The organism is Alistipes sp. AF14-19, from assembly GCF_003461645.1.
GTDB lineage: Bacteria > Bacteroidota > Bacteroidia > Bacteroidales > Rikenellaceae > Alistipes > Alistipes shahii.
Map to the genome: position 1 here is coordinate 93,194 of NZ_QTXM01000009.1, position 15,372 is coordinate 108,565.

Annotated in this window: 13 protein-coding genes; 11 read left to right on the top strand and 2 right to left on the bottom strand. The window is 62.1% G+C overall.

Translation table 11 applies throughout. The features are described from left to right. Nucleotides 1-57 precede the first annotated feature (57 nt). Nucleotides 58-1,878, top strand: coding sequence for a phosphoethanolamine transferase (locus DWW03_RS09465; RefSeq protein WP_022061929.1), 1,821 nt, complete (start codon nt 58-60; stop codon nt 1,876-1,878). A gap of 148 nt (nt 1,879-2,026) precedes the next feature. Next, nucleotides 2,027-2,962: a hypothetical protein gene (locus DWW03_RS09470; protein ID WP_015546522.1), complete on the top strand. Its 936-nt coding sequence runs from the start codon at nt 2,027-2,029 to the stop codon at nt 2,960-2,962. Nucleotides 2,963-3,324: 362 nt separating this feature from the next. On the opposite strand, the gene DWW03_RS09475 is transcribed toward DWW03_RS09470, so the two are convergent. Together DWW03_RS09475 and DWW03_RS09480 are read right to left on the bottom strand one after the other, a co-directional pair. Beyond that, nucleotides 3,325-4,398, bottom strand: coding sequence for an SGNH/GDSL hydrolase family protein (locus tag DWW03_RS09475; RefSeq protein WP_015546523.1), 1,074 nt, complete (start codon nt 4,396-4,398; stop codon nt 3,325-3,327). Between the two features lie 80 nt (nt 4,399-4,478). Beyond that, nucleotides 4,479-5,483: an ROK family protein gene (locus DWW03_RS09480; protein ID WP_015546524.1), complete on the bottom strand. Its 1,005-nt coding sequence runs from the start codon at nt 5,481-5,483 to the stop codon at nt 4,479-4,481. A gap of 118 nt (nt 5,484-5,601) precedes the next feature. Here DWW03_RS09480 and DWW03_RS09485 point away from each other — a divergent pair, with 118 nt between their 5' ends. The 9 genes from DWW03_RS09485 to DWW03_RS09525 all read left to right on the top strand — a co-directional run bounded on the left by DWW03_RS09485 (nt 5,602) and on the right by DWW03_RS09525 (nt 15,353). Next, nucleotides 5,602-6,573, top strand: coding sequence for a polyprenyl synthetase family protein (locus DWW03_RS09485; RefSeq protein ID WP_015546525.1), 972 nt, complete (start codon nt 5,602-5,604; stop codon nt 6,571-6,573). Nucleotides 6,574-6,576: 3 nt separating this feature from the next. Continuing rightward, nucleotides 6,577-7,827, top strand: a complete 1,251-nt coding sequence (locus DWW03_RS09490; RefSeq protein WP_022061928.1) for a peptidase U32 family protein — start codon at nt 6,577-6,579, stop codon at nt 7,825-7,827. Nucleotides 7,828-7,839: 12 nt separating this feature from the next. Then, entirely contained in the window at nt 7,840-8,970 is a 1,131-nt protein-coding gene (locus tag DWW03_RS09495; protein ID WP_015546527.1) for an acyltransferase family protein, read from the top strand. A gap of 173 nt (nt 8,971-9,143) precedes the next feature. Further along, complete coding sequence (locus DWW03_RS09500) at nt 9,144-9,338, top strand: hypothetical protein (protein WP_022061927.1); 195 nt, start codon at nt 9,144-9,146, stop codon at nt 9,336-9,338. 32 nt (nt 9,339-9,370) lie between these two features. Beyond that, nucleotides 9,371-11,275, top strand: a complete 1,905-nt coding sequence (locus tag DWW03_RS09505) for a S9 family peptidase (RefSeq protein ID WP_229096023.1) — start codon at nt 9,371-9,373, stop codon at nt 11,273-11,275. 240 nt (nt 11,276-11,515) lie between these two features. After that, on the top strand, nt 11,516-12,883 hold the full coding sequence (locus DWW03_RS09510) for an MFS transporter (RefSeq protein ID WP_015546530.1): 1,368 nt from the start codon (nt 11,516-11,518) through the stop codon (nt 12,881-12,883). Between the two features lie 47 nt (nt 12,884-12,930). Then, nucleotides 12,931-14,325, top strand: coding sequence for an aminopeptidase P family protein (locus tag DWW03_RS09515; protein WP_118406658.1), 1,395 nt, complete (start codon nt 12,931-12,933; stop codon nt 14,323-14,325). A 105-nt stretch (nt 14,326-14,430) separates the two neighbouring features. Further along, entirely contained in the window at nt 14,431-14,664 is a 234-nt protein-coding gene (locus DWW03_RS09520) for a hypothetical protein (protein ID WP_015546532.1), read from the top strand. A gap of 8 nt (nt 14,665-14,672) precedes the next feature. Beyond that, the gene (locus DWW03_RS09525) at nt 14,673-15,353 is read left to right on the top strand and encodes an SGNH/GDSL hydrolase family protein (protein WP_022061923.1); all 681 of its coding nucleotides are present in this window, start codon (nt 14,673-14,675) and stop codon (nt 15,351-15,353) included. Nucleotides 15,354-15,372 lie beyond the last annotated feature (19 nt).

The window sequence follows — 15,372 nt, forward strand, 5'->3', positions numbered from 1 at the left end:
TCGGGCACCAACACGGGAAATTTCCCCTATCTTTGCGGAGAAAAACGTCACTGTTCCATGCAACGCTCCGCAACCTCCTGTTTCGCAAAACATATTGCCGCGTTTCTCGTGCGGCCTTTCGGCGAGTACCCGGCATTTCTGGTCCTCACGGCACTCCTGCCGCTGGTCCCGGACATCATTCGTTTCTTCCTGAACGAAATGTCGTTCGTGCCCGGAAGAAACCTGTTCTACGGAACCCTGCTGTCCCTCTTCCGGGCCTGGCTGCTGGTACTGCCGCTATGCCTGCGACAGCACGACAGGGGGGGGGAGATTCTCGCAGTCCGGATCGCCGAAGCGATCTATCGCGTGTTTGTCCTGTCGTGCCTCGGCCTCCTCTCGCTGGCTGAAAGTTTTCTGCTGATCCGTTTCGGAACGCCCTTTTCGTTCTCCGTCATCCAGCTTCTCTGGGAAACGGACGGACGCGAAAGCCTCGAATTTCTGAAAACCTACTGTACGACTCCGGCATTCCTGCTTCCGGCCGCCGCATGCGTCCTGCTGACCGCAGGGTATCTGCTGGCGGAACACCGGAAGATTCGGTTCGAACTGCACAGCCGCAAGGTACGCATATCGCTCCTATTCCTGCTGGCCGGCAGCGGTGCCTTCTATGTCAGCCGGCTGCACTTTCAGTATGCGCTCACCCGGACCGGCGATTTTCCGGGAGAGATGATGCGCCAAACCGCAACCCTCACCCCCTTCGAACGGCTTCACACATCGCTCTTCTGGTTTCGGCATGAGTTCTCCGCCGAAAACGCAGAGCAACTGCTCCGCACGCTCGAATCGGTCGAAATAGAGAGTTGCTCTTTCCGCTCGCCCTGCATCGTCATCATTATCGGAGAGTCGTTCAGCAAGCACCATTCGAGCCTTTACGGTTATCCGCTGCCGACCAACCCCCGGCTCGAAGAGCGGCTTCGGCGGGGCGAACTCTTCGTTTTCCGGGATGTCGTTTCCCCGGCGAATCTGACCACGTCCGTGCTGTCAAACCTCTTTTCGCCTGCAAGCCTCGGCTCCGGACAGTCCTGGAAAGACAGCCCCCTTTTCCCGGCCCTCTTCAAAAAAGCCGGATACACCACCTGTCACCTGGACAACCAGGCCGCCGGAAACGACTATGATTACCACGATCTCGGACTGAAAGCGCTTTTCAATGCCCGCAGCACACCGCTCCTGTTCACGGTCCACAATGAGAACCGCCATCCCTACGACCTGGAATTGCTCGACGACTACGACCGGCTCACCTCCCGTGACGACACCCCCGAACTGGTCGTCTTCCACCTGATGGGACAGCACGTCAGCTATTCCGACCGCTACCCCAAGGAGGAGGCGTATTTCACGCCCGGGGATATTCGCCGCGAGGATTTGACGCAGCAGGAACGCCAGGTCGTCGCGGACTACGACAACGCTACCCGCTACAACGACCAGGTCGTCGATGCGATCCTGGCACGTTTTACCGACCGCGACGCCATCGCTGTTTACCTCTCCGACCACGGCGAAGAGGTCTACGACTACCGCGATTTCTTCTGCCGCTCGCACGACCTGCCGCTCACCCCCGAGGTCTGCAAATACCAGTTCGAAATCCCGTTTATGATCTGGATGTCCGACACCTACCGCCGCAACCGCCCCGATGTAGCGGCACAGGTCGCCGGGGCGCTCGACCGGCCGTTCTCGGCGGACGACCTTTCCCATCTATTGCTGGACCTGGCGGGTATCCGATGCCGATGGTACGACCCGGCGCGCAGCCTGATCGGCGAGCGTTTCGACACCACCCGCCCCCGACCGCTGCTGATGGGGTTCGAACCCGCCGGAAACTACGAGACCATCATCGGACGAGACCGAAAACAATAAGGTTATGTCATTATCCCGCATTGGATTTTCATATTTTTTCCTATCTTTGCCAAAGATAACCACCTGCCTGGATAGGCGCTCCCGGCATAGCAAATAAATTTGCGTTGCACCCCGGTTCGTACTATCTTTGTAATAAAAACGGATCACTATGGAAAACAAACAGGGATACGATCCTTCGGAATTCGAAGACGACGACTACACCACCCCGCAGCCCGATGCGGGCAAATCCATCCGCGGCTACCGCATCGTCATCATCATCCTCTCGGTGATCCTGGCTGCGCTTTCGGTGCTCTACTTCAGCATCCACCGCCAGCAGATGCTCGACAACGAGCTGTTGCAGGCCGACCGCGACTCGATCCAGAACGACCTGGGGCGGCTGATGACCGACTACGACGGGCTGCGCATCTCGAACGACTCGATTTCGGCCGGGCTGACCCTCGAACGCGAACGCGCCGACTCGCTGATGACGCGTCTCAAGAAGGAGCGTTCGTGGAACCTCGCGAAGATCAAACAGTATGAAAAGGAGGTCGGCACGCTGCGCACGATTATGAAAGGTTACGTGAAGCAGATCGACTCGCTCAATACGCTCAACAAAAAGCTCATCAAGGAGAACGTCGGCTTCCGCAAGGAGATTTCGTCGGCCAAGCTGCGCGCCGACATGGCCGAAGAGAAGGCCGCCGAACTGGACAACAAGGTCAAGGTGGGTTCGGTGCTCCGCGCCCGCGACATCCGCCTCTCGGCGCTCAACGACCGCAGCAAGCCCGTTTCGCGGGTCAAGAACGCCGCACGCCTGCGCGTCGACTTCGCGCTCGCGGCCAACGAGCTGGCCACCCCGGGCAACAAGGCCGTCTACGTGCGCATCACCTCGCCCGACGGCTACGTGCTGACCACCGAGGCCATGCCGACCTTCGAATTCGAGGGCGAACGGTTGAGCTACTCGGCCATGCGCGAGGTCGACTACCAGAACCAGGACCTCGAAGTGGGCATCTACTACAACTCGACGGGATTCGCCGCCGGAACCTACCAGATACAGCTCTACTGCGAAGGCCGCCTGATCGGCCAGACGCAGGTGGTGATGAAATAACGTCGGCGCACCTCCGTTCATAAGCCGGGCGACAGTCGTGTCGTCCGGCTTTTTCGCTTCAGAGCTGCCCGCCGGAGCATCCCGGACCGCCGGAGCGGAGAACTTCCGGAGCGGACCGCATTGCGACGTTGCGGCGCCGCAACGTCACAACCGTCACAACCGTCGCAACCGTCGCAACCGCCGCAACCGCCGCGGGAGCGCCCCGCGACACCCGGCCGACGCCGGTCGGCGAAGAGACCGACTGCCGCCTGCGGACCGACGGGTTCAAGGTGTCGCAGCAAAAGCGATTCCGACACGTGCAAAACAAGAGGAGGAGGCTCGTTGCGAGCCTCCTCCTCTTGTTTCCGGTAAAACCCGCCGTATCAGCGGATGCCGCACTTCCTGAATACCTTCAGCAACTCGGGCTGGAGGTTCTGCGCCCAGCGCCAATAGCCCAGATCCGAAGGGTGCGTGCCGTCGGCCGAGGTCACGTGGTCCGTTCCCGTGAGGTCCGCCTTGTCGACGAAATAGACGTTGTCGAAACGCTTCATGGCTTCGGCCATCTGCCGACGGGCCATGTCGCGCTTGTCCTCTTCGATTTTGCGGGAACGGAGGTCGAAATTGCCGCTCTCGCGGTAGATCGTCTGCACGAAGATCAGCGGCGTCGAAGGCAGCTTCGCGCGGATGCGTTCGATGAAGGGAATCAGCCGCTCTTCGATCATCTTCGCGTCGGGATTCGAAAAGGCGTCGAAAACCATCGCGTCGGCGTCCTTTACGTCGCCGAGGTAGTCGGCGAAATAGGGTTGCAGCTTGCAGTTGCCGCTGCACGCGATGCTGCAAAAGTAGAGGCCCGTGTTGCGGCCGATCTGCATCGGGTAGCTCATGCCCGCGCGGCTGGTGCTGACGCCGTGCGTGAAACTCGACCCGAAGATCACGATCTTATGCCGGAAGGGATTCTCCATCGGGGTGATCGTCGCCCCCTCGTCCACCCCGACGCGGAGCGACGTCAGCTCGCTGTAATTGGGCAGGTACAACAGGCACTCCTTCTCCGAAGAGTCCATGCGGCTGATCATCGTGTAGGCCTCGCCGCGTTTCTTCGGGGCGCGCGACGCGGCGTAAAGCCACTCGCCGTCCTTGCGGATGTAGAGGTCGAAACCCTCCGAAGCGACCCGCGGGGTGCTTGCCCCCGCGTAGACGAACGAGGTGTACTGCGGCTCCAGGTCGATGCGCGTGGAGTTGGTTTTGAAGACCAGCGCGAGACCCGCCGAGCAGCGCACCTGCTGGTTCTCGCCCTTGGTGAAGCCCTTGTAGGCGACCGTGTCGATCCGGTGGTAGGGATGCGGCGTCGGCAGGGCCTTGCCGATGAGGTTCAACTCGGTGGCATCCACGAACCGCATCTGTGCGGCCGCGGCCCAGACCGTCAGCAGCGCGACGGTCAGAAGAAAGAAACGTTTCATTGCTGTGAATTTAAAGTTTTCGGTTTTCAAAAAAGGGCGAAGTCCGGAAACTTCGCCCTTGCGGCACAAGCCGTATCCGGCTATTTGGCGGCTTCCTGCCAGATCAGCGCCGAGGCGCCGAGGATGGCGGCATTCTTGCCCTGAATGCCGCTGGGAAGCAGTTTCACCTTGTTCTTGAAGACGAAGAGCATGTTCTCCTCCATGTACCACTGCGTCGGTTCGAAGATCAGCTTGCCGGCCTTCGAAAGTCCGCCGAAGAGGAAAATGGCCTGGGGCGAGGTCACCGTCACCACGTCGGCCAGCGCGCGGCCCAGCATTTCGCCCGTATAGCGGAACGCCTCCAGCGCAATGGGATCGCCCTGCTCGGCGGCGGCCGAGATCATCGAGGCGTCGAAGTCGTCGAAGGCGATGCTGCGCAGTTTGCTGGGGGCGTTCATCTTCGCCATCAGCTCGAACGCCGTGCGCTTGATGCCCGTCGCCGACACGTAGGTCTCCAGACAGCCCCTGCGCCCGCAGCCGCACTCACGGCCGTTGCGCTCGACGATCACGTGGCCGAACTCGCCGGCGAAGCCGTCGTGGCCGTAGACCATCTCGCCGTTGGCGACGAATCCCGAACCGAGCCCCGTGCCGAGGGTGATCATAATGAAATCGCGCATGCCCTTGGCGTTGCCGTAAATCATCTCGCCGATCGTCGCCGCGTTGGCGTCGTTGGTAATGAGCGTCTTCACGCCGCCGAAACACTTCGAAATATCGTCCGCCAGCGGGAACACGCGGCGCGACTCGTCGGGATTGGGGTCGCCCTCCTTAAACTTCCAAAGGTTCGCAGGGGTTTCGATCGTGCCCTTGTGGTAGTTGGCATTGGGCGCGCCGATGCCGATGCCCGTCAGTTCGTACTCGAACGAAAGGCTCTGCGCCAGAGCGCGCATCGAGTCGCAAAGGTCCTCGACATAAGCCGGATAGTCGTCAACATAAGGGTACTTCTTGGTCGAGATGACCGATTCGGCATAGAGGTCGCCGTTTTCATCCACGAGGCCGAAAGCGGTGTTGATGCCGCCGATGTCCACGCCGATCGCGAGTTTTTTCATATCGTGTTTCAGGTTAAAAGTTAGTTTTATCCTGTCAAAGTTAATCGAAAATTCGGCTACTCCAAAGTTTTTTCCTATTTTTGGGACAGTTTCCGACCCAAAAGTACCATTCAAGACTATGCAGACCAACGAGCAGATGCTCTCCGCCATCGAAAATTACCTCGCCCAGACCGAATTTCCGGCCGAACCGGAACTCCTATACGCCCCGATCGGCTATTCGCTCGCCGGGGGCGGCAAACGCCTCCGCCCCATGCTGCTGACGCTCTCCTGCGGCATCTTCTCCGACGACGTGAAACAGGCGCTGCCCGCGGCTGCGGCCGTCGAGGTGTTCCACAACTTCACGCTGCTGCACGACGACATCATGGACAACGCCGCCGTGCGCCGGGGCAAGCCCTCGGTCCATGCCAAATGGGGGCAGAACGTGGCCATCCTCTCGGGCGACGCCATGATGATCTACGCCTACCGCCTGTTGAGCAGCGTCCCGGCCAACCTGCTGCCGCAGGTGCTCTCGACCTTCAACACCATGGCGCTCGAGGTGTGCGAAGGACAGCAGTACGACATGGATTTCGAACAGAAACCCAAGGTCTCGGTGGTCGAATACATGCACATGATCGAGCTGAAGACCTCGGTGCTGCTGGCCGGATCGGTCGTGATCGGCGCGATGCTGGGCGGCGCTTCGGACGAGGACTGCCGCCGCCTGCGGCGCTTCGCCGTCGAGCTGGGGCTGGCATTCCAGTTGCAGGACGACCTGCTGGACAGCTACGGCGACCAGCGGCTGGGCAAAGCCATCGGGGGCGACATCCTCGAAGGCAAGAAGACCTACCTGATGATCACGGCGATGAGCCATGCCGACGAGGCGACGCGCGAGATGCTGCGCACGGCCTACCGCGACCCGGCGCTCTCCGACGCCGAGAAGATCGGCAAGGTGAAGTCGATCTACGACCGACTGGACGTGCCGCGCCTGACCGAGCAGCAGATCCAGCTGCGTTTCGAACGTGCGCTGTCGATCCTCGACACCCTTTCGGTGGCCCCTTCGCGGACGCAGCGCATGCGCGACTACGCCATGAGCCTGATGGACCGGAAAAACTGAACGATGAAACGCTACGACATTGAAATAATGGCTCCCGTCGGGAGTTACGAATCGCTCGCGGCCGCCATCCGGGCCGGGGCCGACGCCGTCTATTTCGGCGTCGGGAAACTCAACATGCGTTCGGCCTCGGCGGCCAACTTCACGCTCGACGACCTGGGACGGATCGTCGCCTCGGCCCGCAAGGCCGGGGTGAAGACCTACCTGACGGTCAACACGATCGTCTACGAAGACGAGATCGCCGACGTGCACGCCGTGATCGACCGCGCCAAAAAGGAGGGCGTCGACGCCGTGATCGCCTCGGACATGGCGGCGATCCTTTACGCCCGCCGGATCGGGCAGGAGGTGCACATCTCGACCCAGAGCAACATCTCGAACTCCGAGGCGGTGCGCTTCTACGCCCAGTGGGCCGACACGGTGGTGCTGGCGCGCGAACTGTCGCTGGAGCAGGTGGCGGCGATCCGCCGCCGGATCGTCGAGGACGACATCCGCGGCCCGCGGGGCGAACTGGTCGAGATCGAGATGTTCGCCCACGGCGCGCTGTGCATGTCCGTCTCGGGCAAATGCTACCTCTCGCTCTACGAAACCAACTGCTCGGCCAACCGCGGCGCCTGCCGCCAGCTGTGCCGCCGCAAATACACCGTCACGGACAAGGAGACGGGCGCGCAGCTGGACATCGACGGACGCTACGTCCTGTCGCCCAAAGACCTATGCACCATCGACTTCCTCGACAAAATGATCGCCGCGGGGGTCCGGGTGCTGAAGATCGAGGGACGCGCCCGCGGCGCGGAGTACGTGAAACGCGTGGTGGAGTGTTACGACCAGGCGCTCAAGGCGATGGAGTCCGGGACCTACACTCCCGCTTTAACTGCGGAGCTGAAAGAGCGGCTCCGCACGGTTTTCAACCGCGGTTTCTGGGAAGGCTACTACGCCGGACGCCCCGTCGTGGAGCACAGCCCCGCCTACGGATCGTCGGCCACCCAACGCAAAGTGTATGTGGGAAAGGTGACGAACTTTTACCGAAAGCTCTCGGTAGCCGAGGTGTCGGTCGAAGCGGCTCCGCTCGCTGTCGGGGAACCGATCTTCTTTCTCGGCGCGACCACGGGCGTCGCCGAACAGACGCTCACCGAACTGCACGGACCCGACGGACAGCCGGCAGAGTCGGTCGCCCAGGGGGAACTCTGCGCCATCCGCACGCCCGGCGTCGTCCGCCGCGGCGACCAGCTCTACAAATTCGTCCCCGCCGAAACAACCTGAAACCCAATACCGATGAAACCTCAACCGACCCAACCGGCCGCCTCGCAGCGGCTTCTTTCGCTCGACGCCCTGCGGGGCTTCGACATGCTCTTCATCATGGGATTCGCAGGACTGGTAACAGCCCTGTGCAAGCTCTGTCCCGGAGAATTTTCCGACTGGATGACCGCCCAGATGGGTCACGCCGACTGGAACGGATTCTTCCACCACGACACGATCTTCCCGCTGTTCCTCTTCATCGCGGGCATCTCGTTCCCCTTCTCGCTCGCCAAACAGCGCGAAAAAGGGATGAGCGAACGAAGCATCTACCTGAAAGTCATCCGCCGCGGCCTGACCCTCGTGGCGCTGGGATTCGTTTACAGCGGACTGTTCAAGCTCGACTTCGCCACGCTGCGCCTGCCGAGCGTGCTGGGCCGGATCGGTCTGGCGTGGATGTTCGCGGCGCTGCTGTTCGTCAATTTCAACGTGCGCACGCGCGCAGTCATCGCCGCCGCGATCCTCCTCGGCTACGGACTGCTGCTGCAATTCGTCGCCGCGCCCGACGCCGGAGGGGCCGGGCCGCTGACCCTCGAAGGCAATATCGTGGGCTACGTCGACCGGATCGTCATGCCCTCGCACCTGCTGGGCGGCAGGGGATTCGACCCCGAAGGACTGCTGAGCACCCTCCCGGCCATCGTGACGGCCATGCTGGGCATGTTCACGGGCGAGTTCGTCCGCCGCTCCGAAGAGCGGACCTCCGGCAGCCGCAAGACGCTCTGGATGGCCGCCGGGGCGGTCGCGCTGCTGGCGCTGGCGCTCTGCCTCGACCCGTTACAGCCGATCAACAAGAAGCTCTGGACTCCGGCCTTCGTATTCGCCGCCGGAGCCTACTCGCTGGGCATGTTCGCGCTGTTCTATTATATAATAGATGTGTGCCAATGGCGGCGGTGGACCTATTTCTTCAAGGTCATCGGCGTCAATTCGATCACGATTTACATGGTCCAGCGGATCGTCCGCGTGAGCTACACCTCGGAGTTCTTCTTCGGCGGGCTGGCTTCGAAACTCTCGCCCGAGGCGGCCGCCGTGGTTCTCTCGGCGGGGTACGTCGCCGTCTGCTGGCTGCTGCTGTGGTTCCTCGACCGGAAAAAGATATACCTCAAGATCTGACCGTCCCCCCCCCAATGACGGGAAGGCGCATCCGAAAGGTGCGCCTTTTTTCGTGACACGAAAACCGAAAACGGCCAACTATCGAAAATTATTTATCGAATTTCAATAAATATTATTTGTTTTTCAAAAATTGTTTCGTATGTTTGCAGTGTCGAAAACAAAAAAGACACCCCATGGAAATCGAAAAAGTCATCCGCATTCTGACCGTTTTTCTCGTCGTCGCGGCTTTCGCCGTGAAGGTCGCCACACATCTGATGTTCCCCCAGTCGCCGCACGGGTTCAACCTGCCGATCGCGATCGGCCTGCTCCTCTGCCTGACGAACATCTGGCGCAAAACCGGAAAACAAGAAGAGAACTCAAACGAATAAATCCCATGAAAAAACTCCTGATCATCGCCGCAATGGCCGCCACGGCCGTCGCCTGCGCCCCGAAAACAGCCCCCGAGCTGCCGATGGAGACCTTCTTCCGCAACTCGGAAAAGTCGGACTACCAGATTTCGCCCGACGGAAAATACTTCTCCTACATGGCCCCCTGGGAGAGCCGCCGCAACATCTTCGTACAGCAGGTCGGGTCGGACGAGGCCGTGCGCATCACCTCGGAGAGAGAACGCGACCTGGCCGGATACTTCTGGGCCAACGACAGCCGCATCCTCTACCTCAAGGACACGGGCGGCGACGAGAATTTCCAGCTCTACGGCGTCAACATCGACGGCACGGACCCGAAGGCCTACACCGCCGTTCCGGGCGTGCGGACCACGATCATCGACCCGCTGGAGGAGATCGACTCGCTGATGATCATCGGCACGAACGAGCGCAACCCGCAGATATTCGACCCCTATCGTTTGAACCTCAACACCGGGGAGAAAACCCTGCTCTGCGAGAATCCCGGCGACGTGCAGGGCTGGCAGACCGACCACGACGGCAAGCTGCGCGTGGCCTACGCCATCGTCGACGGCGTCAACACCCAGATCCGCTACCGCGAGAGCGAGGCCGAAGAGTTCCGCCCCGTGCTGACGACCAATTTCAAGGAGGGGGTCAGCTTCGCGACGTTCACCCCCGACAACAGGATGGTGTACGCCATCACCAACCTCGGACGCGACAAGGACGCCCTCGTGCTGATGGACCCCGCGACGTGCGAGGAGAAAGAGGTGCTCTATACGAACGACACCTACGACCTGGCGGGCGTCTGGTACAGCGAAAAGGAGAAAAAACTGCTCGGCGTATCGTACGAAGGACACAAGGGGACGACGCGCCACTTCTTCGACCGTGAGGCCGGCGAGCTGTTCGGCCGCATGGAGCGCCACCTGCGCGGCTACGAACTGGGCATCGTCGGTTCGGACAAGGCCGAGGACAAATACATCGTCTACGCCGGCAGCGACCGCACGGCGGGCGCCTACTACATCTACGATGTCGCCACCGACACGATGACCAAACTGGCCGACCTGCGTCCGTGGATCAAACAGGAGGAGATGGCCGAAATGCTCCCCATCGAATACACCGCGCGCGACGGCGAGCGCATCGAGGGTTACCTCACGCTGCCCGTGGGCAAGACCCTGCGCAACGCCAAAAACCTGCCCGTGGTGGTGAATCCCCACGGAGGTCCGTGGGCGCGCGACTCGTGGGGCTTCAACCCCGAGGCGCAGTTCCTGGCCAACCGCGGCTACGCCGTATTGCAGATGAACTTCCGCGGCTCGACGGGCTTCGGCCGCCGCTTCACGGAGATCGCCTTCGGCAAGTGGGGGCAGGAGATGCAGGACGACATCACCGACGGCGTGAACTGGCTGATCGGGAAAGGCATCGCCGATCCCGCCCGGATCGCCATCTACGGCGGCTCGTACGGCGGTTACGCCACGCTGCAAGGCATCGTCAAAGACCCCGACCTCTACGCCTGCGCCATCGACTATGTAGGCGTCTCGAACCTCTTCTCGTTCCTGAACACCATTCCTCCCTACTGGAAGCCGCTGCTCGACCAGATGTACGAAATGGTCGGCAATCCCGAAACGCAGCAGGAAATGCTGCGCGAAAACTCCCCGGCGCTCAACGCCGGGCGGATCAAGACCCCGCTGCTGGTGGTTCAGGGCGCCAACGACCCCCGCGTGAACATCAACGAGAGCAACCAGATGGTCGAGGCGCTGCGCGCACGCGGCGTGGAGGTGGACTACATGGTCAAGGACAACGAAGGCCACGGATTCCACAACGAGGAGAACCGCTTCGACTTCTACCGCGCCATGGAGAAGTTCTTCGGCAAGCACCTCAAGGGCGTCCGGCCCGAGGGCGACATCGTCCCCGAAAGCTGCCGCCGATAAAGGCAGCGGAAACAGAATCTGTGAACCACAACCATTCAAAATAAAAAGTTCAAACCCGGGCCGACCCGGAAGACGGCTCTCTTACCGGCCGCCGCGACGGAAAAGCCCATATGACAGTTGTGCGACGAAGGCCCGGAATTTCCGGGCCTTTTGCCGGAAAAGCCCGGAAAAATCCCTACTTTTGCTGTCGCAATGCACGCCGCGCCCCACATACCCCAGCGTCCTGCGGACGGACTGCCCATGCCCCAACGGCTCGGAGCCATTCTGGCCGTGGCCTTCGGCGTATCGCTCTCGGTGATCGACGGGACCGTCGCCAACGTCGCCCTGCCCACCATCGGGCAGCAGCTGGGCATCTCGGCGGCCGATTCGATCTGGATCGTCAACGCCTACCAGCTGGCCATCATGGTCTCGCTGCTCTCCCTCTCGGCGCTGGGCGACGTGGTGGGTTACCGCAAGGTCTACATCGGCGGGCTGATGCTCTTCACGGTGGCGTCGGTGGGCTGTTCGCTCTCCGGGTCGCTCCAGGCCCTCGTGCTGGCGCGCGTCATGCAGGGGTTCGGAGCCGCGGCCATCACCTCGGTCAACACCTCGCTGATCCGCTTCATCTACCCCAAGGCCCGGCTGGGACGCGGCATGGGCGTCAACGCCACGGTGGTCGCCACCTCGTCGGTGGCCGGGCCGACGCTGGCGGCGGGCATCCTCTCCGCGGCCGACTGGCCGTGGCTGTTCGCCGTGAACGTCCCGATAGGGCTGGCCGCCCTGGCGCTCAGCCGCCGGTTCCTGCCGGAGAATCCCGTACGGGTGCGCGAACACCGCTTCGACTGGCGCGACGCAGTGATGAACGCCCTGACGTTCGGACTGATGATGGCCTCGGTCGAGGGTTTCTCCCACGGGCTGGACCCGCGCGTGCTCTCGCTGGGCGTCGCGGCGCTCATCGTCGTCGGCTTCTTCTTCATCCGCGGCCAGCTGCGCGAACCGTATCCGATCCTGCCGTTCGACCTGCTGCGCATCCCGATCTTCTCGGTCTCGGTCGCAACGTCGGTCTGCTCGTTCCTCGGGCAGATGCTCGCCATGGTGGCGCTGCCCTTCTACCTGCAACAGGCCTGCGGCTACAACGACGTCGAGACGGGACTGCTGCTGACGGCCTGGCCCGCCGTGATCATGGTCGTGGCCCCGGCGGCCGGGCTGCTCGTCGAGCGCATTCACGCCGGGCTGCTGGGCGGCACGGGGCTTACGATGATGGCCGCGGGACTGTTCCTGCTGGCCTTCCTGCCGGAGCATCCGACCGATTTCGACATCATCTGGCGGCTGGTGCTCTGCGGCGCGGGATTCGGACTGTTCCAATCGCCCAACAACAGCATCCTGATCGCCTCGGCCCCGCCCGAACGAAGCGGTTCGGCGAGCGGCATGCTGGCCACCGCACGCCTCGCGGGACAAACGACCGGCGCCGCGCTGATGGCCCTGCTGTTCCACGTCGTGCCCGAAAACAGCACCCACACGGCCCTGCTGCTGGCGGGCGGATTCGCCGTCGCAGGGGCCGCCGTCAGCCTCGCGCGCATCCGCCTGCCCCTGCCCGAAGGGCTGAAGAGAATTAAAAATGAAAAATGAAGAATTAAAAATTAGTTTTTCGTATATTTGCTGAAAACAGCAACACTATGTTTTCAGCAAAAACCTATACCGCGCGCCGCCACGAGCTGCGCACGAAGATCGGAAGCGGCATCATCCTGCTCCCGGGCAATTCGCTCTCGCCGAACAATTATCCCAACAACGCCTACTACTTCCGGCAGGACTCCTCGTTCCGCTACTATTTCGGGCTGAACGTGCCGTCGGTCGTCGGCGTGATCGACGCCGACACGGGCGAAGAGGCGCTGTACGGCGACGATTTCACCGTCGAGGACATCATCTGGACCGGACCGCAGCCCACGCTGCGCGAAATGGGCGCCGGAGCGGGCGTCACGGCGACGTTCCCGATGGCGGAGCTTGAAAAACGGCTGCGCAGGGCGATCTCCCTGGGCCGCAGGGTCCACTACCTGCCGCCCTACCGCGGGGAAACCAAGCTCCAGCTGTCGGCGCTGCTGGGCATCAAACCCGCGCTGCTGCACGACTACAAGTCGGTGGACCTGATGTTCGCCGTGGCGGAGATGCGCGAGAAGAAGAGCGCCGAAGAGGTCGAGGAGATGGAACGCGCCTTCCGGATCGGCTACGAGATGCACACGACGGCCATGCGGATGTGCCGCCCGGGCGTCGTCGAACGCCAGATCGCGGGAGCCATCGAAGGCGTCGCCAAATCGCAGGGACAGGGCGTGTCATTCCCGTCGATCGTGTCGCAGCACGGCGAGACGCTCCACAATCTCAACGCCGACGGCGTGCTGGAGGAGGGCCGGCTGCTGCTGTGCGACGCCGGCGGCGAAACCGTCGAAGGCTACTGCTCGGACCACACGCGCACCTATCCCGTGAGCGGACGCTTCACCCAAAAGCAAAAAGACATTTACAACATCGTACTGGCCGCGCACGACCACGTGGCGCGCATCGTGAAGCCCCACATGATGTACACCGAGGTGCACAATGCCGCCTACATGACCCTCGCCGAAGGGCTTGTCGGACTGGGCCTGCTGAAAGGCCCGGCCGCCGACGCCGTGGCCGCAGGGGCGATGACGATGCTCATGCCCCACGGACTGGGCCACGGGCTGGGCATGGACGTGCACGACTGCGAGGCGATGGGCGAGAGGTCGTTCGACTACGGCTCGATCGCCGAACGGGCCGCCGAGTCGGGAACCTGCGTCTACCGCGCGGCGTGGCGGATCGAACCGGGGACCGTGATGACCGACGAACCGGGTCTCTACTTCATCCCCGCGCTGATCGACAAGTGCCGCGCCGAAGGGAAATACAAGGGCATCGTCGACTACGACGCGCTGGAGGCCTACCGCGATTTCGGCGGCATCCGCATCGAGGACGACATCCTCGTGACGGAGTCGGGCAGCCGCATCATCGGCGACCGGAAAATCCCCGTCACAGTCGAAGAACTGGAAGGCTTAAAAAGCCTTTTTTAGGGGCGACGGCAGGAATTGCATATCGGAGCCTGTACCGCGCTTCGGTCCTCTTTAAAACCCGGCTTTTAGCCGGAGCGGAAAAAGAATAATCTCAATAATACGACTATGGACAAAAAATGGACAATCGGCCTGGGCCTGCTGGGCATCCTGATCGTCTTCCTGCTGCTCTGGAATTTCGCTCCGGCCATCCAGCGGTGGCTGGCGAGCGTCTTCGTGGACATCATTCTCCTGCTGGCCGCCTTCGCGGCGGGATGGCTCTTCGGCCGTTTCGGAGGCAAACGCCGCCGCAGCGACGACGAACGCAACGCACGCAACATCACCCAAGCTCAAAAAAAGTAACGACCTCCATGAAAAAACTGATTCTGCTGATCGCGCTCGCACTTCCGGCCCTGCTGACGGCCCAACAGCGCGACTGGGCCAACTACGGCCGCTATGCCGAAGCCAATGCGCAGCTCACGACCCCGCCCGCGGTGGTGTTCATGGGCAACTCGATCACCGACGGATGGGACAACGCCCATCCCGAATTCTTCACGGCGAACAATTTCGCCTGCCGCGGAATCGGCGGGCAGGTCACCGGCCAGATGCTCTGCCGCTTCCGGGCCGACGTGATCAACCTCCATCCGCAGGCGGTGGTGATCCTCGCCGGGACGAACGACCTGGCGCAAAACAACGGGCCGATCGCCACCCAGCACATCGTCGAAAACATCATCTCGATGGCCGAGCTGGCAATGGCCGCAGGCATCCGGCCGATCATCTGCTCCGTGCTCCCGGCCGGAAAATACCCCTGGAGGACCGAGATCGAGTCGGTTCCCGAAAAAATCCGGGACCTGAACGCACGGCTGCACCGGTACGCCTCCGACCGCGGGCTGATCTGGGTCGACTATTACACGGCGATGGACGCCGGAGACGGCTCGATGCGCAGCGAGTACACCAAAGACGGCGTGCATCCCACGTCCGAAGGATACGACGTCATGGAGCGGATCGTTCTGCCCGCGCTGGCGCACTACTGTCCCGCGGCCGCAAAGTGAATCCGCGGTTCCGACAGAC